The following is a 22279-nucleotide window of genomic DNA, read 5'->3' on the forward strand; positions in this document are numbered from 1 at the left end:
GGCCGGCCCCCGGTCCGGGCTCGCCACGCGTGAGCCGCGGCCCGGCCCCGGTCCGGCCACCGGACTACCCTGCACCCATCCGATGATCGACCCCTAGGAGCCGCGATGCGTGTCGCACTGTTCCTGACCTGTGTCAACGACACGCTGTATCCCGACACCGGCCGCGCCGTGGTGAAACTCCTGACCAGACTGGGCGTCGAGGTCGACTTCCCGATGGCCCAGACCTGCTGCGGCCAGGCCCACTACAACACCGGCTACCGCCACGAGGCCGAACCCCTCGCCCGCCACTTCTCCGACGTCTTCGGGGGGTACGAGGCGATCGTGACGCCGTCGGGGTCGTGCGGGGCGATGGTGCGCGAGCTGTACCCGCGGATGGGTGAGCGGGCGCGGGCCGAGGGCCGCGGCGACACCCTCGCCGCGACCCTGGCGCCGGTGGTGCCGAAGACGTACGAGCTGACCGAGTTCCTCCTCGACGTGCTCGGCGTGACGGACGTCGGGGCGTACTACCCGCACACCGTGACCTACCACCCGACCTGTCACGGGCTGCGCGGTCTCGGTCTCGGGGAGCGGCCCCGGCGGCTGCTGGAGGCGGTGAAGGGGCTGGAGCTGGTCGAGCTGCCCGGCGCCGAGGAGTGCTGCGGTTTCGGCGGGACCTTCGCGCTGAAGAACGCCGACGTCTCCGCGGCGATGGGCACGGACAAGGTGCGCAACGCCGAGTCGACGGGCGCCGAGGTGCTGTGCGCGGCCGACAACTCGTGCCTGATGCACATCGGCGGCACGATGACCCGGCTCCGGTCCGGTCTGCGGCCGGTGCACATCGCGGAGATCCTGGCGAGCACGGAGGAGGAACCGGCCGTATGAGCGGGACGTATCTCGGGATGCCGGCGTTCCCGAAGGCCGCCCACGAGGCGGTCGGCAACACGACGCTGCGCGGCAATCTGCGGCACGCCACGCACACCATCCGCGCCAAGCGCGCGGCGGCGGTCGCCGAGGTGTCCGACTGGGCCGCGCTGCGGGAGGCCGGCAAGCGGATCAAGGACCACACGCTCCGTCACCTCGACCGCTACCTGGAGCAGTTGGAGGAGTCCGTGACGGCGGCGGGCGGCACCGTCCACTGGGCGGCCGACGCCGACGAGGCCAACCGGATCGTCACCCGGCTGGTCAAGGAGACCGGCGAGTCGGAGGTCGTGAAGGTCAAGTCCATGGCCACGCAGGAGATCGGGCTCAACGAGGCCCTGGAGGCCGAGGGCATCCGCGCCTACGAGACCGATCTCGCCGAGCTGATCGTGCAGTTGGGCAAGGACCGGCCCTCGCACATCCTCGTCCCCGCGATCCACCGCAACCGCGGGGAGATCCGCGACATCTTCGCCCGCGAGATGGGCGAGTGGGGGCGTGCGGCGCCCGAGGGGCTGACGGACACGCCGGCCGAGCTCGCCGAGGCGGCCCGGCTGCACCTGCGCGAGAAGTTCCTGCGGGCCAAGGTGGGCGTCTCCGGCGCCAACTTCATGGTCGCCGAGACCGGCACCCTGGTGGTCGTCGAGTCCGAGGGCAACGGGCGGATGTGCCTCACCCTCCCCGAGACGCTGATCTCGGTGGTCGGCATCGAGAAGATCGTGCCGTCGTGGCGTGACCTGGAGGTCTTCCTCCAGACCCTCCCCCGCTCCTCCACCGCCGAGCGCATGAACCCCTACACCTCGACGTGGACGGGCACCACCGACGGCGACGGCCCGCGGACCTTCCACCTGGTCCTCCTCGACAACGGCCGCACCGACACCCTCGCCGACGAGGTCGGTCGCCAGGCCCTGCGCTGCATCCGCTGCTCGGCCTGCCTCAACGTCTGCCCCGTCTACGAGCGGGCGGGCGGGCATGCCTACGGTTCGGTCTACCCGGGGCCCATCGGCGCCATCCTCAGCCCTCAACTCCGGGGCACCCAGAGCGAGATCGACGCCTCGCTGCCGTACGCCTCCTCACTGTGCGGCGCCTGCTACGAGGTCTGCCCGGTCGCCATCGACATCCCCGAGGTGCTGGTGCACCTGCGGGAACGGGTCGTCCAGGGCGGGCCGGTGACGCGGGAGGGCAACAAGGCGGTGCTGAAGCCGGCCAAGGGACACGCCGCCGAGCGGGCGGCGATGCGGGCGGCCCGCTGGGCGTTCAGCCACCCCGGCGCCCTGCGCACCGGCCAGCGGCTCGCCTCCCGCACCCGCCGACTGCATCCGCGCTCGCTGCCGGGCCCCGGCAAGGCGTGGAGCGGCACCCGGGACCTCCCGGCCGTGCCGGCGGAGCCCTTCCGCGACTGGTGGCAGCGCACGCACGGCGGGAACGACGACAAGGGGGCCGCGAAGTGAGCGGCGGAACGAGCAGCAGGGAACGGATTCTGGGCCGGGTGCGGCGCGCGCTGGCCGACGTCCCGCGGGACGATCCCCCGTACGAGGACGCCGTCGCGCGGGACTACCTGCGCGAGCACGGCGGGCGGAGCGTCGCGGAGACGGTGGAGCTGCTCGCGGAGAACCTGGCGGACTACCGGGCGGTCGTGCACCGCTGCACCGAGGAGGACCTGCCGGCGACGATCGCGGGAACGCTGGCGGCGCGGGGCGCGAGGACGGTGCTCGTGCCGCCGGGTCTGGACACCCGCTGGCTCGCGGCCACCGGTGCCGAGCGGCTCCCGGACACCGCCGCGAGCACGCCGCACGAACTCGACCGGATCGACAGTGTGGTCACGGCGTGCGCGGTGGCGGTGGCCGAGACCGGCACGATCGTCCTGGACGGCTCGCCCGACCAGGGCCGCCGTCGCGTCACCCTCGTCCCCGACCACCACGTCTGCGTCGTGCGCGTCCCCGACCAGGTCGTCTCCTCCGTCCCGCAGGCGCTCGAACGACTCGACCCGGCACGCCCGTTGACGTGGATCTCCGGCCCCTCGGCGACCAGCGACATCGAACTCGACCGGGTGGAGGGCGTGCACGGCCCGCGTACCCTGGAGGTGATCCTGGTCGGCCAGGGTCTTTCGTCTGGATCAGGCCGGCCCCCGCGAGCCCGGCGTGATCCAGACGAGAGGCCCTGAGCGGCCGCCTTACAACTCCTTGCGCTCCAAAGGCTGTTGGGCCGGTCCCTGGATGACCTTGCCGTCCACGTCGAAGCGGGAGCCGTGGCAGGGGCACTCCCAGGCCCGTTCCGCCCGGTTGAAGGCCACCAGGCAACCCAGGTGGGTGCAGCGCGCGGAGACGGCGTGCAGCTGTCCGGCCTCGTCGCGGTGGACGGCGCGGCGTTCCCCGGCGACGCGCACGACCGCGCCGTCGCCGGGGGCGATCCCGTCCACCGTCGAACCGGTCCCCGTCGGCAGCCGGTCCCCCACGAAGTGGCGGGCCACCTCGGCCTGGTGCTTGAGGAAGGTGGCGCCCTCGCGGACGACGGAGGCGATGCGGCGCGGGTCGTAGAGGTCGCTCCAGGGACAGTCGTGCCCGGTGATCCGGTCGCTGAGCAGCCGGCCCGCCATGATGCCGCCGCTCATGCCCCAGCCACCGAAGCCGGTGGCCACGTACACGTTCCGGCTGCCGGGGTGCAGGGGGCCGACCAGCGGGACGGAGTCGGTGGAGTCGTTGTCCTGGGTGGCCCAGCGATGGGTGAAGGTCAGGTCGCCGAAGTGCTCGGTGGCCCAGCCGGCCAGCTTGTCGAACCGTTCCTCGACGTCACCGCCCGCGCCGGGGGTGAAGTGCTCACCGGTCACGACGAGGAGCCGCCGGCCGTCGGGCAGAGGCGCGGTGCGCACGGAACGGGTGCCCAGCTCGGGGGTGATGTACATGCCGCGCGACGCGCGGCCGGCGTCGACCGGCGCGGCCAGAACCAGTTCGCGGCGCGGGGAGAGCCGGGTGAACAGGAGCGCGCGGTCGAAGACGGGGTAGTGGGTGGCGACGACGACGGCGTGGGCGGTCACCTTCGTCACGGACTGCGGGGACTCCACGGTCAGCTCGCAGGGGTCGCCCTCGTTCAGGCCGGTGACGCGGCTGTGCTCGTGGAGGGTGCCGCCGAGGCGACGGATGGCGTCGGCGACGGCCAGGAGGTACTTGCGGGGGTGGAACTGCGCCTGGTCCGCGACCCGGACGGCGCCCGCGACCGGGAACGGCAGTTCGGTCTCCGTCACGTACTCGGCGGGCAGCCCCGCCTCCGCGGCGGCTTCCGCCTCGGCCTTCAGCTGGTCGGTGCGGGCGGGGTCCTGCGCGTAGGTGTAGGAGGCCGTGTCCTCCCATTCGCAGTCGACGCCCAGTTCCTCGGCGACCGCCGCGGCGTGCCGGACGGCGTCCGACTGGGAGCGGGCGTACAGCCGGGCTCCCTCGGGGCCGCGGGTGCGCCGCAGGTGGTCGTAGACGAGGGTGTGCTGGGCGCTCAGCTTGGCCGTGGTGTGGCCGGTGACGCCGGCCGCGATCCGGTCCGCCTCCAGGACGGCGACCGAGCGGCCGCGCCTGGCCAGTTCCAGGGCCGTGCTGAGCCCCGCGATGCCCGCGCCGACCACGGCCACGTCGACGGTGAGCGGCCCCCGGGGCGGGGGTGCCGGATCACCGGGCGGGACGGTGTGCATCCAGTACGACCCGTGCATGTCCGCCTGCTGTTTCATGGGCCCCGAGTGCCCGCGGCGGGGCGGGTCACACGGTGGGCGGGCACGGCGGCGCATGGCCGCGGCCGCGCGGCCGCGTGACCGCGCGGCCGCGTGACCGCGTGACCGCGTGACCGCGTTCCGGCGGTGACCGGCGCGGGTCAGCTGTAGGTGATCGGGCAGCCGTGCCGCAGGGCGTACTGTGCGGCGCGCAGGTACACCGCCGCGTAGAAGGCGGTGTCGAGGTCATCGGCCCACGGGCCCGGTCTCGCGGCGGCGGTCGTGCGTGCCCCGTCCGCCATGAACCACAGGCTCAGCTCGAGGTTGGCGCCCGTCGCCGGTATCGCGTCGAGGGGCAGGCCGAGGATCCCGGCCAGCCGCTCGCCGGCCGCGAGGGCTTGCGGGGCGCCGGCGATCACCGTCTCGTCGGTGTGGGCGGAGCCGAACGGCAGCGTGATCGGCTCCTCCAGGGACAGGGGCACCAGGACGGTCCAGCCGTAGAGGGCGTCGCGCTCGGCCTCCGTCAGCCGGTCCCGGCAGAGCGCGTCGAAGCCCGTCATGGGCGGGGCGGCCTTCTCCTCGAACCAGCCGCCCGCGCCCCGGCCGCGCCCGGCCACCGGCCCGGACCCCGGCCGGTAGGGCGGCAGTCCGCGTCGCCGCAGCTCGTCGTCGAACGCCGAGGCGAGGGCACCGCGTCCGCCCGACTCATCGTCCTCATCGCGCTCGTCGTGCTCGCCGTCCTCGTCGTGCTCGCTGAACCATTCCCGCTCGTCGATGCTCACCAGGTAGACGCCCATGAGCGCAAACTACCGGGGGCCACTGACAACGCGGACCGGACGACGAGCGACACGGACCGGACGACGAGCGGTGCGGACCGGGTGACAAGCGCGCTGAACAAGCGCTTAGATAGTGCCCGGACCTCGCTCCGCCCGCACCCGACCGCCGGAGGCCCCGTTGTTCACGTCCGTCGACGATGTCTCCGCCCGCCTCGCCGGGACCGGCTATCTGGCCTCGCCGTCCGTCGCCACCACCGTCTTCCTCGCCGACCGGCTCGGCAAGCCGCTCCTCGTGGAGGGGCCGGCCGGGGTCGGCAAGACGGAACTCGCCAAGGCCGTCGCCGAGGTGGCCGGGGCCCGGCTGGTGCGCCTGCAGTGCTACGAGGGGGTCGACGAGTCGCGGGCGCTGTACGAGTGGAACCACGCCAAGCAGTTGCTGCGCATCAGCGCGGGGCGCGGCGAGACGTGGGACGAGGCCCGCACGGACATCTTCAGCGAGGAGTTCCTCCTCCCCCGTCCGCTGCTCACCGCGATCCGCGGCGACGAGCCGACGGTGCTGCTGATCGACGAGACCGACAAGGCCGACGTCGAGGTGGAGGGCCTGCTCCTGGAGGTGCTCAGTGACTTCCAGGTCACCGTCCCCGAGCTGGGCACGATCACGGCGACCCGCCGCCCCTTCGTGGTCCTCACCTCGAACGCGAGCCGTGAGCTGTCGGAGGCGCTGCGCCGCCGCTGCCTGTTCCTGCACATCGGTTTCCCCGAGGAGGAGCTGGAGCGGCGGATCGTGCGGCTGAAGGTGCCGGGCGTCGACGCGGCGCTGGCGGAGTCGGTCGTCCGGGTGGTGGGTGCGCTGCGCGCGATGGACCTGCGGAAGGTGCCCTCGGTCGCGGAGACGATCGACTGGGCGCGCACCCTGCTCGCGCTGGGCGCCGGCGCACTCGACGCGGACCTGGTGCGCGACACGCTCGGCGTGATCCTCAAGCACCAGGACGACGTCCTCAAGGCGGCCGCGAAACTCGACCTGGACGCCGTGTGACCGGCGGGACGGAGGCGGCGGGGAGGCTGACGGGCCTGGTCGCCGCGTTGCGCGCGCACGGGGTGCGGGTCGGCACCGGCGAGACGGTGGACGCGGCGCGGGCGGCGGCCGTCCTGGGCTTCACCGACCGAGCACTGCTGCGTGAGGGACTGGCCGCGACGCTGCTGCGCTCCGCGGACCAACGGCGGGTTTTCGACGCGGTCTTCGACCTCTACTTCCCGTACGGCGTCGGCGTCGGTGTGCCCGGGGCCGTGCCACCCGCCGACCGGGACGACCTGCGGGACCGGCTCGCGGCCGCCCTCGCCGACGACGACGCGGCCCTGACCGCCCGGTTGGCGATCGAGGCCGTCGACGGCCTCGGCGGGTACGGGAGTTCGCCGGGGTCGGACGGCTGGTCGGCGTACCAGACTCTGGAACGTCTGCGCCCGCAGACGCTGTTGGCCCGGGTCCGGGACGAGGTGCGGCGGCGGGGCGGTGGTGCCGGGTTCACCGACCGGCTGCTGGAGGACGAGGTCCGGCGGCGGATCGAGGCCTTCCGGGCGCTGGTCGCCGCGGAGGCGCGGCGGCGGGTGACCGAGCGCCGGGGCCGGGACGAGATCGCCCGGCGGGCGGTGGCCCCGACCGCGGACCGGGTCGACTTCCTGTACGCGGACCGTGACCGGCTGGCGGAACTGCGGCGCACCGTGCACCCGTTGGCACGCAAGCTGGCCACCCGGCTGGCGGCGCGCCGACGCCGGGCCGCGCGCGGTTCGATCGATCTGCGGCGCACGCTGCGCGGCTCGCTGTCGACGGGCGGGGTGCCGATGCGTCCGGTGCTGCGGCGCCGGCGCCCGGCCCGGCCCGAACTGGTGCTGCTGTGCGATGTGTCGGGCTCGGTGTCGGGGTTCTCCGACTTCACGATGCTGCTGGTGCAGGCGCTGCACGACCAGTTCGGCAAGGTGCGGGTGTTCGCCTTCGTCAACCGCGTCGACGAGGTCACCGGCCTGCTCCGGCACGGCGCGGCCGACCCGGAGGGCCTCGGTGCCCGCATCCGCGCGGAGGCGACACTGACCGGCTGGCACGGCAGCAGCGACTACGGCGTCGCCCTGGGCGAGTTCGCAGAGCGGTACGGAGCGGCGGTCGGGCCCCGCACGACGGTCTTCGTGCTCGGCGACGCCCGCACGAACATGAGCGACCCGAACCTGCCCGCCGTACGGCGGATCGTGGCGCGGGCGCGCCGGGTGCACTGGCTGAATCCGGAGCCGCGTGCGCAGTGGGGTACGGGAGACTCTGCCGCCCCGGACTACGCCGAGCTGGTCGCGATGCACGAGTGCCGCACCGCCCGCCAGCTCGGCGCGCTGGTCAGCCGCATCCTCCCGGTCTGACTCCCGGCTCGACTGCCGGTTCGACTGCCGGTTTGAATCCCGGTCCGACTGCCGGTAACGGCTGCCGGTCCGACCGGGCCGGTCTCAGTCGGCCTTCGCGTACTCCTGGGCCATCTGCCCGGCGAAGTCGTACGCCACCACCTGCTCGTCGCCGACCACCCAGGCGTCGTGGCCGGGCGAGCAGACGAACACGTCACCGGGGCCCACCTCGCTCTCGGCTCCGTCGTCCATACGGATGCGCATGCGGCCCTGGACGACGTAGCCGTTGTGGTGCACCTGGCAGCTCTCGGTTCCGGCGAGCGATGCCACCGACTCGGACCAGCGCCAGCCTGGCTCGAAGGTCGCCACGGCGAAGTCCAGGCCCGTCATGTGGACGGCTTCGAGATGCCCCCGCGGGAAATCGCGTCGCTCGTCCGGCTTGTCGAGCGTCTTCACTTCCAGCATGACGCTCCTCCCTTCCGGCCGCGCTCGACCGCGGCCGGGGACGGGCTCCCCGGCGGCACTGGACGTCACCGGTGGGGGCCGGTCCCCACACGTTCATCCTCCGCCCGCGACCTGGGAGCCGCCATTCGGGTGACTCCGGCGTTCCCCAGCGTTCTCCGGCGTCCTCCGGCGTCCTCCGGCGTCCGTGGACGTCCTCGTGGATCTTCCTCAGGCGCCGTCCCGCACGTCTTCGCCGCAGAGCCGCGCGAAGCGTCCGGCGTCGATGTTGCCGCCCGAGACGATCACCCCGACCCGGTCCGGCAGGGGTCCGGTCCGGCCGGAGAGCAGGGCGGCCAGCGGGGTGGCGCCGCTCGGCTCGACCACGATCTTCAGGCGTTCGAAGGCGAACCGCATGGCCGCGCGGATCTCGTCGTCGGAGACCAGCGCGATCTCGTCGACGAGCCGCCGGTTCACCGAGAAGGTGAGCTCACCGGGCGTGTGCAGGGCCTGGCCGTCGGCGATGGTGCGCGGCACCGGGATCTCGACGCGCCGCCCCGCCGCCAGCGACCGTCTGGTGTCGTCGCCCGCCTCCGGCTCGACGCCGACGATCCGGATGCCCTCGTACAGCGCCTTGGCCGCCGTGGCACTGCCCGCGACGAGTCCGCCGCCGCCGACCGGCGCCAGCAGCGCTCCCAACTCGCCTACCTCCTCGAAGAGTTCGAGGGCCGCGGTGCCCTGTCCCGCCATGACGTGCGGGTGCTCGTAAGGCGGGATGACGGTCAGACCCCGTTCGGCGGCCAGGGCCTCGGCGATGGCCACCCGGTCGCCGCCGTAACGGTCGTAGGTCACGATCTCGGCGCCGTACTCCTCGGTCGCCTTCCTCTTGGAGCGCGGGGCGTCGTCGGGCATGACGATCACCGCGGTGGCGCCCAGTTCCCGGGCGGCGAGGGCGACGGCCTGGGCGTGGTTGCCGGAGGAGTAGGCGGCGATGCCGCGCGCGAGCTGCGCGGGGGTGAGCCGGGAGGCGGCGTTGTAGGCGCCGCGGAACTTGAAGGCGCCGACCCGCTGGAAGTTCTCGCACTTCAGGAGGACTTCGGAGCCGACGAGCGCGTCGAGGGTGCGGGAGCGCAGGACGGGGGTGCGGTGGGCGACGCCCTTCAGGCGGGCGGCCGCGTCGCGGACGTCGTCCAGGGTGATCGGTGGGGGTGCGGTGGTCACGGGCGGGCTCCCTCGGAGGTGGGACGGGGTCCGGGCCCGGTGGCCGTCCGGGCCTGGGACAGGTAGCTGTAGGCGGAGGCGCGGGAGATGCCGAGGCGTGCGGCGACCTGCTCGATCGCCCTGCGCACGGCGAAGACGCCGCGTTCGTCCAGGGCGCGGAAGAGAGCCAGGCGCCGGGGCCTGTCCAGGCCGGCCCAGGTCCGGTCGCGCGGCAGGTGGGTGTCGAGGAGGGTGTCGACGACGGAGTCGATGTCGTCGCCGAAGGTGGTCAGGGGTGCGTCCACGGACGGGCCGGCGGCCCCGGCCAGTGCGGCGAGGAGGGTCTGCACGCGGCCGACCTCCGTGACGTCCACGTTGACGCACAGGGCGCCGAACACCGTGCCGGCGGAGTCGCGCAGCACCATCGTCGAGGACTTCACCGTCCGGCCGCCGGCGGTACGGGTGACGTAGTTCAGTTCGTCGTCGGCGTCGTCACCGCGGGCGAGGACGCGCAGGCCGATCTCGCTCATCGCGCCGCCGACGGTCCGCCCGGTCACCTCCCCGGCGACGGCGACCACGGAGCTCTCCGGACGCCGGTAGTCGTGCAGCACCACCTCGCACACCGGGCCGAAGGTGGCAGCGACGCCGCCCACGACGGGCACCAGGGCGCGCAGGACGGCGTCCCGTTCGGCATCGCGGGCGTGTGCGGCCCGGGAGTCCTCGTCCACCGTGCGGTCTCCCCTCTGCGCTCCGTCCTCTTGGCCCCGTCCCCACATTAGACCACAGATCCAAGTGCTGGACTGGAAATCCAGAATCCGCTCGGGCCCGCCGCACCTTCACGGCAAGCGGGGGGATCAAGGGGTGGCAGGGCCAATTGCCGTGTCCCTAGGATGGGTTGCCGACCGCGCCAGCCCTCGGCGCGGGCCCGCACTGGGGGATGAGATGCAGTCTGGCAAGCAGCTGTCCACGTCGATCGATGCCACGGTTCCCACGGCCGCGCGCATGTACGACCACTATCTGGGCGGCAAGGACAATTACGCGGCGGACCGCGCGGCGTGCGAGGAACTCGACAAGGTCGTCCCCAGCACGCGCGCCCTCGCCCTGAACAACCGGCGTTTCCTGCAGCGGGTCGTACGGACCCTGACGCAGGAGCACGGGATACGGCAGTACCTCGACCACGGGTCAGGTCTGCCCACGCAGAACAACGTGCACCAGGTCGCGCAGAGCATCGACCCGACCGCGCACGTCATCTACGTCGACAACGACCCGATGGTGCTCGTCCACGGCCGGGCCCTGCTGGAGCAGGACCATCGCACCGCGGTGATACACGCCGACATGCGCGAGACCGAGGCGATCTTCACCCACCCCGACACCGAGCGCCTGATCGACTTCTCGGAGCCGGTGGCCGTGCTGTTCAACTCGGTCTTCCACTGCATCCCGGACAGCGAGAACGACGGGCCGCCGGCCGTGGTCCGCCGCGTGGCCGAGCGCCTCGCGCCGGGCAGCTTCCTGGTGATGTGCCAACTGGTCAGCGAGGACCCGGAGGTCCGCGAGTTCGTCACGAACTTCATGGACCAGGCCACGCAGGGCCACTGGGGCCGGGTGCGCACGGAGAAGGACGTGGAAGCGCTGTTCGAGGGTCTGGAGATCCTCGACCCCGGTCTGGTGGAGGTCTCCACCTGGCGGCCGGACACCGAGGTGACGCCCCGTCAATTGACACAGGAGTGGATCGAGTTCGGCGGCGTGGCCCGGCTTCCCTGACCGGCACCGCCGCCCCCTGACCGCGGCCTTCGGGGTCAGGGGGTCCGGTAACGGGTCTCCGCCGTCTCGCGCAGGAGCGCGAGGGACTCCCGCGGATTGAGCGCCTCGTCGGCCAGCCGGTCCAGCGTGACCCGGTACTCCTCCGTCTCGTCCTGGTCCTCCAGGAAGGTGGCGCTCCTGATCTGCTCGAGGTAGACGACGTCGGGCAGGTCGGAGCCGCCGAACCGCAGATAGGTCACCGGGATCGCCGGCGCGGACGCGTGAGTGACGTCCAACGGCACGACCTGCACGGTCACATGGGGCAGCGAGGCCATCCGCACCAGGTGGTCGAGCTGCTCCCGCATCACCTCGCGGCCGCCGAGCACCCGCAGGAGCACCGACTCGTCGACGACGGCCCACAGTTGCGGCGCGTCCGGCCGCTCCAGGAGCTGGGTGCGGCGCATGCGCAGCTCCACCCGGCGCTCCACCTCGCGGGCGGGCGCCGTCGGCAGGCCGCGCTCGACGACGGCCCGGGTGTACGCCGAGGTCTGCAGCAGTCCCGGCACGTACTGGATCTCGAAGGTGCGGATGGCGGTGGCGGCCTCCTGGAGTCCCACCAGGCGGTCGAACCACTCGGGCATCAGCCGCTTGTCGTACCGCTGCCACCAGCCCGGCTCCCCCGCCCGCCGCAGCAACTGGATCAGGACGGAGGCCTCGTAGGCATCCGTCCCGTACAGGTCCAGGAGCGCGCGGACGTCGGTCTCCGTGGGAGGACGGCGCCCCTTGCCCGCCTCTATCCGCGACAGCTTCGCCGGGCTGAACCCGAGTGCCCGCGCGGCCTGGTCCTGGGACATCCCGGCGCCCTCACGGATACCCGCCAGCTGTACGCCGACCAGCATTTTCAGCAAGGTGGGGGCGGGCTCGGACCGGTTCAGATACGGTTCGAGGCGGGAGACGCGAGGCGACTCGGCGGACATCCTGACTCCCCGTTCCGGTGTGCGCTGATGTGCGGACGACAGACTCCATTGTCTCATCCGAAGGCCACCGACCGCACGGCGCAGGGGAATTGAGCCCTCGCCGCTCCGGCAGCGGTGACCGGAGACCGTCACAGCAGGTGGTCGAACTCCCCTTCCTTCGCCCCGGCCACGAACGCCGCCACCTCGGCCGGCGTGTAGACCAGCGCCGGCCCCTCCGGGTCACGGGAGTTGCGCATCGCGATCCCTCCCCCGTCCAGGACGGCCACCTCGACACAGTTGCCCTCGGCATTGCTGTGACTGCTCTTGATCCAGCGGGCGCCGAGCGCGCTCGCCCGGACTCCGTTCGGCACTGACGACACTGCGTTCTCCTCGCTAGTACGCGCAATTTCCCGTGAAATTGCACGAGGACATCGTCAGCGTGGATAATAGCCCTGTCGTCAACCGCACTTCTGCCGCCCCGTACTGACGTCGTCTCAGGGAGATGCCGTGCCATCACCTGCGCAGTTCCGGAGTCACGAGTCCGTCCTCCGTGACTCGCCCAGAACGGCCGTGCTGCACCTCTCGGGCTGCCGGGAGGGCTTCGCCGCAGCACGGGACTTCACCCACCGCACCCTGGACGGCTGGTCCCTGGAGCACTGTGCCGACGACGCCCTGACCGTCGTCACCGAACTCGCGGCCAACGCCGTCCTGCACGCCCTGCCGGACCCTTCCGAGGACGCCGCGGACGTGCGGCTCAGGCTCTCCCTGCGCCCCTCCCACCTGGTGTGCGCCGTCACCGACCCGAGCGACGACCTGCCCGTCTACCCACGCGCCGGAGACGCCCTGCTGGAGCACGGCCGGGGACTGCACATCATCGAGGCCCTCTCGGAGCACTGGGGCTGGACCCGCCGCTCCCCCGTGGGCAAGACCGTCTGGGCCATGCTCCCGACCCGCACCCACACCTGACATGACCGCCATCAAGGGATCCACGCCGCTCGAGGACCTGGGAGACGTCCCCTGGCCCGAGATGGCCGACTCGACCGGGTCCGCCGAAGCCATCCCGGTCCTGCTGACCACCGTCGCCCACGGCGACGCCGACGCCGCCGGGCCCGCGCTCGGCCAACTGCGCCGGCGCATCTGCCAGTACGGCTTCGTGGTGGGCCAGGCGACGGCCGCCACGGTGCCCTTCCTCTGGGAACTCGTCCGCCTCCCGCAGGTCAGCTGCCGCGTCGAGATACTGCACCTGCTCAGGAGCATCGCCGAAGCCCGGCAGTGGGAGACCACCGCAGCCGCCTACCCCAAGCTGCTGCGCCACCGCGAGAGGTACGTGGAATGGGAGCGCGACGCGCGCCACGCCGTCCGCGCCCAGCGCGGCGTCCTGCGCCACCTGCTCGACGAACCGGACCACGAGATCGTCCGCGCCAGCAGGGAACTCGCCGCCGCCCTGACCGACCGGTGACGCGTTAGGTTGTGGGCCATGAGCAACCTTGACCGTTCGCCCGTGCCCAGCGTGTGCGGCGGACGCGGATTCGTCGTCGCCGAGCCCGTGCGGGAACTGCTGAGTCCCCGGCACGTCCGACTCGGGGAGTCGACCGAGGTACGCCGGCTGCTGCCGAACCTCGGCCGGCGCATGATCGGCGCCTGGGCGTTCGTCGACCACTACGGCCCCGACGACATCGCCGACGAGCCGGGCATGCAGGTCCCGCCGCACCCGCACATCGGTCTCCAGACCGTCAGCTGGCTGCACGAGGGCGAGGTGCTGCACCGCGACTCCACCGGCAGCCTCCAGACGATCCGCCCCCGCGAACTGGGCCTGATGACCTCGGGGCGGGCGATCAGCCACTCCGAGGAGAGTCCCAGGTCGCACGCCCCCTCCCTGCACGGCGCCCAGCTCTGGGTCGCGCTGCCCGACGCCCACCGGCACACCGAGCCGCACTTCGAACACCACGCCACGCTGCCCGCGGTCACGGCCCCCGGCCTCACCGCGACCGTGATCCTGGGCGACCTCGACGGCGCGACCTCGCCCGGCACCGCGTACACCCCGATCGTGGGCGCCGACCTGGCGCTCGCCCGTGGCGCCGACGTCCGGCTGCCGCTCGTCCCCGACTTCGAGTACGGCGTCCTGGCGATGTCCGGCGAGGTGCACGTGGACGGTGTCCCCGTGCTGCCGGGCTCCATGCTCTACCTCGGCTGCGGCCGCCGCGAACTGCCCCTGCGCGCCGAGTCCGACGCCGCGGTGATGCTGCTCGGCGGCGAGCCCTTCGACGAAGAGCTGATCATGTGGTGGAACTTCGTCGGCCGCACCCAGGCCGAGATCGAACAGGCCCGCCAGGACTGGATGACCGGCACCCGCTTCGGCGAGGTGAAGGGCTACGACGGGGCTCCGCTGCCCGCGCCCGAGCTGCCGCCGGTGCCGCTGAAACCTCGCGGAAGAATTCGCTGACCTGGGGAAACTCCGGAGGCTGTGGTGCGTGACGCCTGACGCGTCTCCGCCCGGCCGGCAGTCTCGGCCGGGCGGGAGGCCACTCGCCGTATTGCCGTGAGGCATCACGCACGGTCTCCCGTGATTCCAGGGTGTGAGTGCCTGTGGGCAGCTCCGGCCGAACGAATGCTGACCCGACGTCGACTTCGCTGACGCGTCATCAGCGGTCTCGAGGTCACCGCTGCACCACTACGAACCAGACACGGACCCTCATCGCTCTGGTGACGTTGACAGCCGATGTCGAGGCTCCGGCCGCCCGGATCTGCGCCCTCGCCCCCTTGCGGCACGCCCCCGGACAGCACGGTTCGTCTGCTTCGTCAGGGTGGTTCTCGATGCCCGGCCGGTCGACCGCACCTCCGATGCGGTGACCGTACGAATGGAGCCCGGCAGGGCATCCCGGGCCGAGTTCCATCCGCGCATGTTCCGGGTGCTCCCGTCGGCACAGACCGCCGCCCGGCAACGCGCGGAGTGAGATCCGGCGTCTGGAGGAGGCAGCCGCTGAACCGCGGAGGGCTCCCCTTACGCACGGAGGTGGAGAAGGCGCTCACCGGCGTCCGGGCGGGATGAGACGGTCTTCAGGGGCGGGGTTCCAGCACCTCCAGGGCGCCGGTCTCGGTGTCGTAGCTGCGCAGGGTGGTGAACCGGGCCGACAGCGGCGGCGCGGGCAGCAGCTCGGGGACCCGCCGGCCGGCGAAGGCACCAGGGCGTCGGGTCCGGCCGAGGGTGACGTGCGGGCTCCAGCGCCCCGGTGCGTGCAGGGGGTTGAGGGTCTCGGGCGGGCTGTCCGAGGCCACCGCCTCCCACACCCTGCGGTGCAGACCGGCCAGCACGGAGTCGCAGTCGAGCGCCCAGGCCAGCACCGAGGTGGGCCGCTCGAAGCGGACCAAACCGGTGAAGCGCACCGGCAGCGGCAGGGCGGCGGCCACCTCGGCGAGCTCCCAGCGGATCGGGGCGGTCAGCTCCGGGCAGGCGGCCAGGGTCAGGTGCGGGCTGTTCGTCGGTGAGCGGTGGCGCGCCTGGCTGGGCAGCCCCGCATCCGCCAGCCGCCGCCAGGCCTCCCGGACCACCAGCTCCGCCGCCTCGTCCAACAAAAGCTCGACCGTGCGCACCGCCGCAGCCTACCGGTGATCACCTGCGAACCGCCGCCCGTCGGCCGGGCCACAGCCGGGCGCGGGGACCGTGGAGCCCGCCGCCGAGCGGACCGTGGGACTGTGTGGCCTTGAGCCGGGCGACGTGGGTGGCGGGCACACGCCATGTCGTCGTCATCGGTTCCGGTCCCGTCGGCCTCCGCGCGGACGCCCCGCGCCGCGGTCGGCCGCGGCGCCGCGGCACGGGTCGACCGGTCCCCGCCCGGGGCCGAAAGGCCCTGGGGGAGCCTCCGCGCGCCGGGGAAGCCGTGATGGTGACGAGGCGGAACCGGTGCGCGGCCGCTCGCGGGAAGAGAGGACTGCCGAGTTGATCGCTGTCGTGGGGCACCCGGATCTCGCGCCCTGGCCCCTGGCACTGCTGGAGGAGGAGCCGCGCACCCGGCTGGCCCGGTGCGCCGGGGCCGGCCGCACGGGCCCGGTCCGGGCCGGGCAGGGGCTGCCGGTGGCCTTCGGGCGGGCCGCGGGGAAGGCCGGGCTGGCGCTGGTGACCGTGGTGCCCACGCCGAACCGGACGCCCGCCCTGCGGCGGGAGCAAGACCGGCTGGCCGCCGGGGAGTTGCTGCTGCTGTCGGAGCGGGTACGGCTGCTGGAGTACGACCCGGCGGACCGGGACGCCTGCGTCCGCGCCGACGAGCGCGTGCTGCGGGCCTGCGCCGAGGTACTGGCGGTCCGGGACGGCACCGCCTCCAACGGCCGTGACACCACCGCCCACCTGGTGGCCTACGCACGCAGCCACGGCGTCGACGTCGAGGTGCTGTGGCCGGACGGCGCCGAGCGCGTGCCCGGGTACGAGGCGGAGTGGTCGTGACGCCGGCCGGCGCGGCCGCCGGGTCCGCCGGCGGTTCCGAGGCCCGCCGTCAGGACGGCGGTTCCCCCTGGGCGCGGGCGGCCTGCAGATCGGCGAGCAGTTCGGCCTGCCCGGCCAGCACTCCGGACAGGATGGTCCGCGCGACCCGGAGCAGCTCGGCGATGTACGGGCTGGTCAGCGAGTAGTACACGGTCGAGCCCTCCTTGCGGGTCACCACCAGGTTCGCCCGGCGCAACACGGCGAGCTGCTGCGACAGGTGGGCCGGCTCGATGCCCACCTCGGGCAGCATCTCCGCCACCGCGTGCTCGCGTTCGCTCAGCAGTTCCAGGACGCGGATGCGCGCCGGGTGGCCCAGGGTCTTGAAGAACTCGGCCTTCAGTTGGTACAGCGGCGTACTCATCGTGCCGTCCCCTTCACGACTTCCCGGATTTCCCGGATTTCCCGGCGTTCCCGGCGTTCCCGGCGTTCCCGATGGAGCAGCACGGCCGTACCGGCCGGTCCGCGGCGCATCGCGTCCACCCGCTCGCAGCACCGCGCACAGCGGTGACAACATCGACAATTGCCAAGATTAGCAACTCCGTACGGGACGTCGCGGGGCCGCGGACCGGTCCTCGCCGTCCGGTCAGAGGGGAAGGGTGATCCAGATGCTCTTGCCCCGGCCGTCGGCGTCGGTGCGCACGACCGCGGTGCCGCCGAGACCGAGGGTCAGCTCCATGACGGTGGCCAGCCCGCCCGTCCCACTGGCGACCGCGCCGTACAGCAGGGGCTGATAGGGATGGCGGTCGTGCACGGCGAAGGCCAGGGTGTCCTCGCCGGCCGCGTAGACGACCGTCAGCTGCGGGGAGAGCGCCGCGGCGTGCCGGACGCTGTTGGTGACCAGCTCACCGAGGATCAGCAGGGCCGGGTCGACGGTGGGGTGGCGCAGGCTTATGCCCCACTCGGTCAGGGCCTGCTGGGCCGTCTCCCTGGTGGTACGGACCGCGGACGGCGTGGCGAGCAGCGTGAGCACGTGCCGGTGGGGCAGGGCTGCGAGCCGGGTGAACGTCATGACCGCTCCGCGGGGGTCGTGCGGAACACGGGCACCGTCGTGGGGCGCGGGCGCGACAGGGCGCCGTACGGGCCGCGGGTCCTGTCGGCGAGGGCGCGCCGGACCGGAACGCACCGGACCGGAGCACGCCGGACCGGAGCACGCCGGACCGGAGCACGCCGGACCGGAGCACGCCGGACCGGAGCGCGCCGGGCGGGAGCGCGCCGGGCGGGGGCGCCTCTCCCGTCCCCGGCCGTGGCGGGGACCGCGGCGGCCTGTTCCCGCCGGGCGGGAGCGCGCCGGGCGGGGGCACCTCTCCCGTCCCCGGCCGTGGCGGGGACCGCGGCGGCCTGTTCCCGCCGCGTGTGCGCGCGCCGCCCCGGCGTGCCGCCTTCCGGCGGCCGGGGGGACGTGGCACCGCGGTCCTCGGCCGTTCGCGGTGATGCGGGCGGAGTGCTCATCCGGCGGCCCTGCCCGATTCCCCGCCGAGCGGCCGGGTCCGCCGGCCGTGCGGGGGCGGTATGAGGCCGGCGCTCTGCAGGTAGGTGTGGGCTGCCCGGATCGCCTCCGGCGTGTCGGCGTACTCGCGGCCCTCCAGGCGCAGCAGTTCCAGCGCGCCGACCGAGTCCAGGACCTGCCGCTGGCCGGCGCGGATCCCGGACGTCATGACGACGATGCCGCGCCGGTGGAGCTTCTCCACCGCGTCCTTGAGGACGAGGGCGCCGGTGGCGTCGACGGTGGTCACGCGGGACATGCGCAGGATGACGACGCGTACGTCGGCGACCTCCGCCAGTTCCAGCAGGAAGCGGTGGGCGGCGGCGAAGAACAGCGGTCCGTCGATGCGGTACGCCACGATGTGCTCCGCGAGCAGCCGGTGTTCCTCGGCGCTGTGGTCGCCCCGGTCGAGCGGGACCTCTTCGAGGCGGGCCTGGCCCGCCACCGCGCGCAGGGCGAGGACGCCCGCGACGGCCAGGCCGATGATCACGGCGTACACGAGGTCGAGCGCGAGGGTCGCGACGGCGGTGAGCACCAGGATCAGCGCGTCGGAGCGGGTGGCCCGCGCCATCGCCCGCAGCGAGCCGACCTCGACCATGCGGACGGCGGTGGCCAGGAGCACGCCCGCGAGCGCGGCGAGCGGGATCGCGGAGACGAGGGGCGCGGCGGCGAACACGATGACGGCGAGGATCACCGCGTGGGTGAGGGCGGCGAGCCGGGACCCGGCGCCGCCGCGGACGTTGACCGCGGTGCGGGCGATGGCCCCGGTGGCGGGCACGCCGCCGAACAGCGGGGCGGCGATGTTGGCCAGGCCCTGGCCGAACAGCTCGCGGTCGGGATCGTGGCGCTGCCCGACCGTCATGCCGTCGGCGACCGAGGCCGACAGCAGCGACTCCAGGGCGGCCAGGGCCGCGACCGCGACGGCCGGGGCGAGCAGGGAGCCGAGGGCGCCCGGGTCGAGGAAGGAGAGGGAGGGCGCGGGCAGGCCGGACGGCAGGTCCCCGATCGGCTCCGCCGCGTCCAGGCCGGCCACCCGGGCCACGACGGTGGCCGCGATCACGGCGAGGATGGAGAAGGGGATCGTGGGCCGCAGGCGGGCGCCGGCCAGCATGGCGGCGGCGACGGCCAGGGCGAGGGCGGCGGCGGTCCAGTTCGGCGTCCTGGCGAACTCCGCCACGGCGCGCCAGGCGACCACGAGGACGCGGTCGCCCTCCGGCTCGGGCACGCCGAGGGCGTTCGGTATCTGTTGCAGGCCGATCACGCAGGCGATGCCGAGGGTGAAGCCCTCGACGACGGGTGCGGGCACGTACTGCATGTACTTGCCCGCCTTGAGCAGGGCGAGGACGACCAGCATCACGCCGGCCACGAGCCCGACGGTCAGTACCCCGGCGGGGCCGTGGGCGGCGACGATCGGCACGAGCACCACGGTCATCGCGCCCGTAGGACCGGACACCTGCAGGTTCGAGCCGCCGAACACGGCGGCGAGCGCGCCGGCGACGACCGCGGTCGCCAGGCCCGCCTCGGCGCCGAGTCCGGAGGAGACGCCGAATCCGAGGGCGAGGGGCAGCGCGACGATCGCCACGGTCAGGCCCGCGAGCAGGTCCCGGCGCGGATCGCGGCGCAGTTCCGCCAGGTCGCCGCGGCCGGGGAGCAGGGCGGTGATCCGGCGCAGGATCCGGAGGGGGACGGCCGTCATCGCGCGGTGACCTCGCCTTCCCGCAGCTCGGCCAGCAGTTCGTGCTGTCCGGTCAGCACGTCGGTGAGGATCCGGCGTGCGGCCCTCATCAGGTCGGCGACGTCGCCGCCGGCCAGCTCGTAGACGACCGTCGAGCCCTCCCGCGTCGCGGTGACGATGCCCGACCTGCGCAGGGTCGCCAGTTGCTGGGACAGGCTGGGGGGTTCCACCTCGATGGCGGCCAGCAGGTCGCGCACCGGTGTGGGGCCGTCCTGGAGCAGCTCCAGGACCCGGATCCGTACCGGATGCCCCAGCATGCGGAAGAACTCGGCCTTGGCCTGGTACAGCGGAACGGACACGGGACCCTCGGCTTTCCTCGACGGCGCCCCACCGGGCGGGCGCGGGTCGCGCCCGCCACAACCTGCGAGCGCAGTAAATCAAGCATCTAACCAATTGCGAAATTTTGCAATTCTGCATCCGGTGGAGGCGCCGCGGGTTTCCCCGGGGAGGGGGGTCAGCCCTTCTTGACCACGCTCGACTTCAGCTGCATCGCGCCGAACCCGTCGATCCTGCAGTCGATGTCGTGGCCGTCGACCCCGTCGACCAGCCGGATGTTGCGCACCTTGGTGCCGGCCTTGATGCCCGACGGGCTGCCCTTGACCTTGAGGGCCTTGACGACGACCACCGTGTCGCCGTCCGTCAGCACATTGCCGACGGAGTCCCTGACGACCCGCTCCGCGGGGCCGCCGGCGTCCGCGCCGCTCTCGGCGGGCACCCATTCGTGGCCGCACTCCGGGCACACCACCAGGGCGTTCATCTCGTAGGTGTACTCGCAGGAGCACTTCGGGCAGGGGGGAAGGTTCTCGTTCACCGCGCCAGCGTATCCGGCGTCCGGCGCGGCGCCGGGCAGGCCGCCCGCATAGTAGCCATGTACATAATAGCCATGTACCGTATGGCGCATGAGCATGGGTTCCGAAGGGGCCCCACCCGGCTATCTGGTGTGGCGGCTGTCCACGAAGTGGCGTGTGGCGGTGGACCGGGCGGTGGCACCGCTCGGTCTCACCCACGCGCAGTACGCGGTCGTCGCGTCGCTGCACGGTATGCGGCACGCCGGCGAGCGCCCCAGCCAGCGCCGCCTCGCCGACCACACCGGGCTGGAAGCGCTGTACGTGTCGAAGCTGGCCCGCGCCCTGGAGTCCGCCGGACTGATCGAGCGCATCCGCGATCCGCGCGATCCGCGCGCGGTCCAACTGACGCTGACCGAACGGGGCGAGGACGTCACCCGACGGGCCGTCAAGGTGGTGCACGCGCTGCTGGAGCAGCTGACGGAACCGCTCGGCGGCCTGGACAGCGCCCGCACCCGCACGTTCACGAGCGAACTGGCGCTCCTGCTCGACGCGCCCCTGGAACCCCCGCACGACAGCACCGCGGACACCACCGCGCACGAGAACGACGACAGCGACCACCGGAACCAGAGCGACAGGGGGACGTCATGACCGTCACCGCACCTCCCGTCGACAGCCGCGCCATCGGCCTGGCCCACTACGCCGCCCGCGCCGTACTCGAACGCGTCCTGAGCCGCCACGACGCCACGTTCCCGCAGCAGATCACCCTCCGGTCGGTCGTCGTGGCCGACCGGCCCCCCACGCGGGAGGCGCTCGTCGCCCTGGTCGTGGCCTCCCTCGAGGCCGACCGGGCCGAGGTGCACGCCACCGTCGACCAACTGCCGGCCAAGGGCCTGGTGTCGGCCGACGGCGGGACCGTCCGCGCCACGGACGCCGGGCGCGCGCTGTACGAGACGGCGAGCGCCGAGTCGGGCGCGGTCTCGGCCCGGATCTACGCGGGCATCCCCGCCGAGGACCGGGCCGCCGCCGGGCGGGTGCTCGCCCTGGTCACCGAGCGGGCGGACGCGGAACTGGCCGCCATGTGAACCCGCGGAGCACCACCGGCCGCACTGGTGGAATTTTCAACCATCGGTCGCGGTTGTGCGACGCGAAGGAGGACACGAGTGGACACGACCTACGACATCGAGTACTACGCCCACGGAACGCCGGCCGAACGCTGGGAGCGCGCGCGGCTGTTCTTCGACGCCAAGGAGTACACCGCCGCCGCGCGGGTCCTGGCCGGGCTGGTCGAGGAGGTGCCGGAGCAGACCGGACCGCGGCTGCTGCTGGCCCGCGCCTACTACCACTCGGCTCAACTCGGCCGTGCCGAGAACGAGTTGCGCGCCATCGTGGAGCGCGACCCGGTGGAGCAGTACGCCCGGCTGATGCTCGGCCGCACCCTGGAGCGGCAGGGCCGGCACGCGGAGGCGGGCCCGCACCTGCGGATCGCCTCGGCACTGACGGGTGACTTCGAGGAGGCCTGACACACGGGCTCGCGACGGGTCCGGCAGGCCGGGCCCGGACGGCGGATCCGGCACGACTGATCCGGCACGGCGGGGGGCGGGCCCGCGGGGGGGGGCCCCCCCCCCCCCCGCCCCCCCCCCCGGGGGCCCCCCGCCCGCCCCCCCCCCCCCCCCCCGGGCGCGGCCCCCCCCCCGGGCCCCCCCCCCCCGGGCCCCGCGG

At 73.4% G+C, this 22279-nt stretch carries 26 protein-coding genes; 13 read left to right on the forward strand and 13 right to left on the reverse strand.

Going from position 1 to position 22279, the window contains the following annotated elements; all coding sequences use genetic code 11:
• The first annotated feature begins 105 nt into the window (after positions 1 to 105).
• From ACGFQC_RS13070 to ACGFQC_RS13080, 3 genes are read left to right on the forward strand one after another with little or no spacing between them, the layout of a single operon-like run.
• Positions 106 to 861: a (Fe-S)-binding protein gene (locus ACGFQC_RS13070; protein WP_363087986.1), complete on the forward strand. Its 756-nt coding sequence runs from the start codon at positions 106 to 108 to the stop codon at positions 859 to 861.
• Entirely contained in the window at positions 858 to 2345 is a 1488-nt protein-coding gene (locus ACGFQC_RS13075) for a LutB/LldF family L-lactate oxidation iron-sulfur protein (RefSeq protein ID WP_363087985.1), read from the forward strand. Before ACGFQC_RS13070 ends, ACGFQC_RS13075 begins: the two co-directional genes overlap by 4 nt.
• Entirely contained in the window at positions 2342 to 3058 is a 717-nt protein-coding gene (locus tag ACGFQC_RS13080; RefSeq protein ID WP_363087984.1) for an LUD domain-containing protein, read from the forward strand. Before ACGFQC_RS13075 ends, ACGFQC_RS13080 begins: the two co-directional genes overlap by 4 nt.
• Positions 3059 to 3067: 9 nt before the next feature.
• Here the strand turns inward: ACGFQC_RS13080 and ACGFQC_RS13085 are convergent, their stop codons facing one another.
• Together ACGFQC_RS13085 and ACGFQC_RS13090 are read right to left on the reverse strand one after the other, a co-directional pair.
• Positions 3068 to 4606: an FAD-dependent oxidoreductase gene (locus tag ACGFQC_RS13085; RefSeq protein ID WP_363087983.1), complete on the reverse strand. Its 1539-nt coding sequence runs from the start codon at positions 4604 to 4606 to the stop codon at positions 3068 to 3070.
• A 140-nt stretch (positions 4607 to 4746) separates the two neighbouring features.
• Positions 4747 to 5382, reverse strand: coding sequence for a hypothetical protein (locus ACGFQC_RS13090; RefSeq protein WP_363087982.1), 636 nt, complete (start codon positions 5380 to 5382; stop codon positions 4747 to 4749).
• A 157-nt stretch (positions 5383 to 5539) separates the two neighbouring features.
• Here ACGFQC_RS13090 and ACGFQC_RS13095 point away from each other — a divergent pair, with 157 nt between their 5' ends.
• Positions 5540 to 6397 carry a MoxR family ATPase gene (locus ACGFQC_RS13095; protein ID WP_363087981.1) on the forward strand — a complete coding sequence of 286 codons (858 nt, stop codon included), beginning with the start codon at positions 5540 to 5542 and terminating at the stop codon, positions 6395 to 6397.
• Positions 6394 to 7761 (forward strand): VWA domain-containing protein, encoded by a 1368-nt coding sequence (locus ACGFQC_RS13100; RefSeq protein WP_363087980.1) that lies wholly within the window; start codon positions 6394 to 6396, stop codon positions 7759 to 7761. The genes ACGFQC_RS13095 and ACGFQC_RS13100 overlap by 4 nt, the downstream gene beginning before the upstream one ends.
• Positions 7762 to 7845: 84 nt before the next feature.
• On the opposite strand, the gene ACGFQC_RS13105 is transcribed toward ACGFQC_RS13100, so the two are convergent.
• From ACGFQC_RS13105 to ACGFQC_RS13115, 3 genes are all read right to left on the reverse strand, one after another.
• Positions 7846 to 8205, reverse strand: coding sequence for a cupin domain-containing protein (locus ACGFQC_RS13105; RefSeq protein ID WP_363087979.1), 360 nt, complete (start codon positions 8203 to 8205; stop codon positions 7846 to 7848).
• Between the two features lie 207 nt (positions 8206 to 8412).
• Positions 8413 to 9402 (reverse strand): pyridoxal-phosphate dependent enzyme, encoded by a 990-nt coding sequence (locus ACGFQC_RS13110; protein WP_363087978.1) that lies wholly within the window; start codon positions 9400 to 9402, stop codon positions 8413 to 8415.
• The gene (locus tag ACGFQC_RS13115; RefSeq protein WP_363087977.1) at positions 9399 to 10109 is read right to left on the reverse strand and encodes a helix-turn-helix transcriptional regulator; all 711 of its coding nucleotides are present in this window, start codon (positions 10107 to 10109) and stop codon (positions 9399 to 9401) included. The genes ACGFQC_RS13110 and ACGFQC_RS13115 overlap by 4 nt, the downstream gene beginning before the upstream one ends.
• A 214-nt stretch (positions 10110 to 10323) precedes the next feature.
• On the opposite strand from ACGFQC_RS13115, the gene ACGFQC_RS13120 reads away from it, so the two are divergent.
• Positions 10324 to 11142 carry an SAM-dependent methyltransferase gene (locus tag ACGFQC_RS13120; protein WP_363087976.1) on the forward strand — a complete coding sequence of 273 codons (819 nt, stop codon included), beginning with the start codon at positions 10324 to 10326 and terminating at the stop codon, positions 11140 to 11142.
• A gap of 35 nt (positions 11143 to 11177) precedes the next feature.
• Here the strand turns inward: ACGFQC_RS13120 and ACGFQC_RS13125 are convergent, their stop codons facing one another.
• On the reverse strand, positions 11178 to 12098 hold the full coding sequence (locus ACGFQC_RS13125) for a helix-turn-helix domain-containing protein (RefSeq protein ID WP_393288158.1): 921 nt from the start codon (positions 12096 to 12098) through the stop codon (positions 11178 to 11180).
• A 128-nt stretch (positions 12099 to 12226) separates the two neighbouring features.
• Positions 12227 to 12457 carry a DUF397 domain-containing protein gene (locus tag ACGFQC_RS13130; protein WP_363087975.1) on the reverse strand — a complete coding sequence of 77 codons (231 nt, stop codon included), beginning with the start codon at positions 12455 to 12457 and terminating at the stop codon, positions 12227 to 12229.
• A gap of 190 nt (positions 12458 to 12647) precedes the next feature.
• Between ACGFQC_RS13130 and ACGFQC_RS13135 the strand changes: the two genes are divergently transcribed.
• Genes ACGFQC_RS13135 through ACGFQC_RS13145 form a run of 3 tightly spaced genes read left to right on the forward strand, consistent with a single transcriptional unit; the run spans position 12648 to position 14520 of the window.
• Positions 12648 to 13043, forward strand: a complete 396-nt coding sequence (locus ACGFQC_RS13135; RefSeq protein WP_363087974.1) for an ATP-binding protein — start codon at positions 12648 to 12650, stop codon at positions 13041 to 13043.
• A gap of 1 nt (position 13044) precedes the next feature.
• Complete coding sequence (locus ACGFQC_RS13140) at positions 13045 to 13536, forward strand: hypothetical protein (RefSeq protein ID WP_363087973.1); 492 nt, start codon at positions 13045 to 13047, stop codon at positions 13534 to 13536.
• 18 nt (positions 13537 to 13554) lie between these two features.
• Positions 13555 to 14520, forward strand: a complete 966-nt coding sequence (locus ACGFQC_RS13145) for a pirin family protein (protein WP_363087972.1) — start codon at positions 13555 to 13557, stop codon at positions 14518 to 14520.
• Between the two features lie 614 nt (positions 14521 to 15134).
• On the opposite strand, the gene ACGFQC_RS13150 is transcribed toward ACGFQC_RS13145, so the two are convergent.
• Positions 15135 to 15668 carry a 2'-5' RNA ligase family protein gene (locus tag ACGFQC_RS13150; RefSeq protein WP_363087971.1) on the reverse strand — a complete coding sequence of 178 codons (534 nt, stop codon included), beginning with the start codon at positions 15666 to 15668 and terminating at the stop codon, positions 15135 to 15137.
• 346 nt (positions 15669 to 16014) lie between these two features.
• Between ACGFQC_RS13150 and ACGFQC_RS13155 the strand changes: the two genes are divergently transcribed.
• On the forward strand, positions 16015 to 16515 hold the full coding sequence (locus ACGFQC_RS13155) for a hypothetical protein (RefSeq protein ID WP_363087970.1): 501 nt from the start codon (positions 16015 to 16017) through the stop codon (positions 16513 to 16515).
• A gap of 49 nt (positions 16516 to 16564) precedes the next feature.
• Here ACGFQC_RS13155 and ACGFQC_RS13160 read toward each other — a convergent pair whose 3' ends face one another.
• The 5 genes from ACGFQC_RS13160 to ACGFQC_RS13180 form a co-directional block, all read right to left on the reverse strand.
• The gene (locus tag ACGFQC_RS13160) at positions 16565 to 16915 is read right to left on the reverse strand and encodes a metalloregulator ArsR/SmtB family transcription factor (RefSeq protein WP_363087969.1); all 351 of its coding nucleotides are present in this window, start codon (positions 16913 to 16915) and stop codon (positions 16565 to 16567) included.
• Between the two features lie 222 nt (positions 16916 to 17137).
• Positions 17138 to 17563, reverse strand: coding sequence for an ATP-binding protein (locus tag ACGFQC_RS13165; RefSeq protein WP_363087968.1), 426 nt, complete (start codon positions 17561 to 17563; stop codon positions 17138 to 17140).
• A gap of 436 nt (positions 17564 to 17999) precedes the next feature.
• Positions 18000 to 19733, reverse strand: coding sequence for a SulP family inorganic anion transporter (locus ACGFQC_RS13170; RefSeq protein WP_363087967.1), 1734 nt, complete (start codon positions 19731 to 19733; stop codon positions 18000 to 18002).
• Complete coding sequence (locus ACGFQC_RS13175; RefSeq protein ID WP_363087966.1) at positions 19730 to 20071, reverse strand: metalloregulator ArsR/SmtB family transcription factor; 342 nt, start codon at positions 20069 to 20071, stop codon at positions 19730 to 19732. The genes ACGFQC_RS13170 and ACGFQC_RS13175 overlap by 4 nt, the downstream gene beginning before the upstream one ends.
• Positions 20072 to 20226: 155 nt before the next feature.
• On the reverse strand, positions 20227 to 20583 hold the full coding sequence (locus ACGFQC_RS13180; RefSeq protein WP_363087965.1) for a zinc ribbon domain-containing protein YjdM: 357 nt from the start codon (positions 20581 to 20583) through the stop codon (positions 20227 to 20229).
• Positions 20584 to 20671: 88 nt separating this feature from the next.
• Here ACGFQC_RS13180 and ACGFQC_RS13185 point away from each other — a divergent pair, with 88 nt between their 5' ends.
• The 3 genes from ACGFQC_RS13185 to ACGFQC_RS13195 all read left to right on the forward strand — a co-directional run bounded on the left by ACGFQC_RS13185 (position 20672) and on the right by ACGFQC_RS13195 (position 22080).
• Positions 20672 to 21208, forward strand: coding sequence for a MarR family transcriptional regulator (locus ACGFQC_RS13185; protein WP_363087964.1), 537 nt, complete (start codon positions 20672 to 20674; stop codon positions 21206 to 21208).
• Positions 21205 to 21642: a MarR family winged helix-turn-helix transcriptional regulator gene (locus ACGFQC_RS13190; RefSeq protein ID WP_363087963.1), complete on the forward strand. Its 438-nt coding sequence runs from the start codon at positions 21205 to 21207 to the stop codon at positions 21640 to 21642. The genes ACGFQC_RS13185 and ACGFQC_RS13190 overlap by 4 nt, the downstream gene beginning before the upstream one ends.
• A 78-nt stretch (positions 21643 to 21720) precedes the next feature.
• Positions 21721 to 22080, forward strand: a complete 360-nt coding sequence (locus ACGFQC_RS13195) for a tetratricopeptide repeat protein (protein ID WP_363087962.1) — start codon at positions 21721 to 21723, stop codon at positions 22078 to 22080.
• Positions 22081 to 22279: the final 199 nt, after the last annotated feature.

The sequence above is a fragment of the Streptomyces sp. NPDC048734 genome (assembly GCF_043198675.1).
GTDB lineage: Bacteria > Actinomycetota > Actinomycetes > Streptomycetales > Streptomycetaceae > Streptomyces.

Excerpts from the sequence above, each read along its gene's own strand:
- ACGFQC_RS13070 (WP_363087986.1), top strand. The coding sequence starts at position 106 with ATGCGTGTCGCACTGTTCCTGACCTGTGTCAACGACACGCTGTATCCC.
- ACGFQC_RS13075 (WP_363087985.1), top strand. The coding sequence starts at position 858 with ATGAGCGGGACGTATCTCGGGATGCCGGCGTTCCCGAAGGCCGCCCAC.
- ACGFQC_RS13085 (WP_363087983.1), bottom strand. The coding sequence starts at position 4,606 with ATGAAACAGCAGGCGGACATGCACGGGTCGTACTGGATGCACACCGTC.
- ACGFQC_RS13090 (WP_363087982.1), bottom strand. The coding sequence starts at position 5,382 with ATGGGCGTCTACCTGGTGAGCATCGACGAGCGGGAATGGTTCAGCGAG.
- ACGFQC_RS13105 (WP_363087979.1), bottom strand. The coding sequence starts at position 8,205 with ATGCTGGAAGTGAAGACGCTCGACAAGCCGGACGAGCGACGCGATTTC.
- ACGFQC_RS13120 (WP_363087976.1), top strand. The coding sequence starts at position 10,324 with ATGCAGTCTGGCAAGCAGCTGTCCACGTCGATCGATGCCACGGTTCCC.
- ACGFQC_RS13125 (WP_393288158.1), bottom strand. The coding sequence starts at position 12,098 with ATGTCCGCCGAGTCGCCTCGCGTCTCCCGCCTCGAACCGTATCTGAAC.
- ACGFQC_RS13140 (WP_363087973.1), top strand. The coding sequence starts at position 13,045 with ATGACCGCCATCAAGGGATCCACGCCGCTCGAGGACCTGGGAGACGTC.
- ACGFQC_RS13145 (WP_363087972.1), top strand. The coding sequence starts at position 13,555 with ATGAGCAACCTTGACCGTTCGCCCGTGCCCAGCGTGTGCGGCGGACGC.
- ACGFQC_RS13160 (WP_363087969.1), bottom strand. The coding sequence starts at position 16,915 with ATGAGTACGCCGCTGTACCAACTGAAGGCCGAGTTCTTCAAGACCCTG.
- ACGFQC_RS13165 (WP_363087968.1), bottom strand. The coding sequence starts at position 17,563 with ATGACGTTCACCCGGCTCGCAGCCCTGCCCCACCGGCACGTGCTCACG.
- ACGFQC_RS13170 (WP_363087967.1), bottom strand. The coding sequence starts at position 19,733 with ATGACGGCCGTCCCCCTCCGGATCCTGCGCCGGATCACCGCCCTGCTC.
- ACGFQC_RS13185 (WP_363087964.1), top strand. The coding sequence starts at position 20,672 with ATGAGCATGGGTTCCGAAGGGGCCCCACCCGGCTATCTGGTGTGGCGG.
- ACGFQC_RS13190 (WP_363087963.1), top strand. The coding sequence starts at position 21,205 with ATGACCGTCACCGCACCTCCCGTCGACAGCCGCGCCATCGGCCTGGCC.